3 protein-coding genes are annotated in these 1,404 nt (G+C 32.3%); all 3 read right to left on the bottom strand.

Going from position 1 to position 1,404, the window contains the following annotated elements; translation table 11 throughout:
• Positions 1–21: 21 nt before the first annotated feature.
• On the bottom strand, positions 22–303 hold the full coding sequence (locus tag FTV38_RS17545) for a type II toxin-antitoxin system YafQ family toxin (RefSeq protein WP_001129137.1): 282 nt from the start codon (positions 301–303) through the stop codon (positions 22–24).
• The gene (locus FTV38_RS17540; protein WP_004870963.1) at positions 296–589 is read right to left on the bottom strand and encodes a type II toxin-antitoxin system RelB/DinJ family antitoxin; all 294 of its coding nucleotides are present in this window, start codon (positions 587–589) and stop codon (positions 296–298) included. Before FTV38_RS17540 ends, FTV38_RS17545 begins: the two co-directional genes overlap by 8 nt.
• Positions 590–723: 134 nt before the next feature.
• Positions 724–1,353: a hypothetical protein gene (locus FTV38_RS17535; protein WP_180023047.1), complete on the bottom strand. Its 630-nt coding sequence runs from the start codon at positions 1,351–1,353 to the stop codon at positions 724–726.
• Positions 1,354–1,404: the final 51 nt, after the last annotated feature.

The raw sequence follows: 1,404 nt of genomic DNA, 5'->3' as shown, positions 1-1,404 counted from the left end.
TTTCAAAGCATCGAGCGATAGTCATCCAAAAATTTCGGAATGGCTATCCAACTGATGCAGTTCTAAAATATCGTCACCAACAAGCCTATAGATCAAGACTAAATCAGGCTTCACATGACAATCACGACAATTTTTAAACTCTGCACCACCTTTCAAGGGATGATCTAAATACTTTTCAGGCAAAGGATTATTTGCGACTAAACAATCTAATACTTCTGCCCATTCAGCCGTAACCAGTTCTAAATAACGTCTTTTAATATCACGTTTAAAAGAACTGGTTACGATAATCTTACGTTTAGCCATGTGCTTCTTCCGACATAGCTTTAATCGCTTCTTCTACCGTTTCGTACTCGGTGTACTCGCCATTTTCAATCTCTTTTAAAGATTGAAGTAACTTGGCTGCTGCTTTAGGAGTTAAAGCAGGTTCTCGTGCATAGTCAAAAGATAAAGGAATCGCTTTAGTTTTAACGATTTGATTCAAGAACAGTTTGAATGCTTGAGGCATAGTCAAACCATAGTCTTCCAAAATTGGGGTGACTTGTTCTTTTAACTCTGCTTCTAAGCGCATATTGAAATTGACTGCGGACATGATTCCCTCACTCAAAAACCATTAAAGTAAAGATAATATAAGTCATATTCTTTACTTTTTCATTACTTTTGATGTAATAAATGGTTTCTGACAACTGAATTTCGTATAATCGCCATTATGTTAAATGTATAACTTTATAAAGTGTTAATTTTAAAGTCTTCCAATGTTTTGCCTTTTTCTTCTAATAAATTATGAACAAACTCAGGCTCTAATTTCAGCATCAGTTCAATAGCATCATGGATTTTCCAAAATTGTAATTCAGGATGATCTATTATTTGGATTAAATGGTTTTTAATTAAAGGAATATATTCATCGTATTTTTCATCATCAATTAACCAAAATAAGCGACTAACATCAAATGGTTCTGTATTAGATATTTCTATAATCTTTTGTATAGGATGAAATATTTTTATTCTAGCCTGTTCACCAAATCCTAGATCAGCTTGGAATGCCCAATAACGAACAAAAGCTCTAAGTACATGCTGAAGTGTATCATCATAACCATGTAAACGATGATCTATATAACCAACTAATTTATTTTCATTTAATAAATTTACTAATGCATCAAAACCAGAGGATTGTCCCCAATTAGTCAGAAGTTTTGCTGCCTCAAATACAATATTTTCATCAGAAGAATTTAATAAATTTATGACTTGTTCTATACGATCTTCAGGAATATCTTCTGGATCTAAATCTGTTGCATCACATGCGTAATCTGCATGAGTAGGAACGTCATGCAGTAATACAGAAATTTCTTTATTCATTAAGCCACTCATTAATAATTATCTTAAGATTTTCTAAAATTAACATAATAC

Source organism: Acinetobacter sp. YH16044 (genome assembly GCF_013417145.1).
GTDB lineage: Bacteria > Pseudomonadota > Gammaproteobacteria > Pseudomonadales > Moraxellaceae > Acinetobacter > Acinetobacter amyesii.
This window is presented reverse-complemented; position numbering and strand designations above follow the sequence as displayed.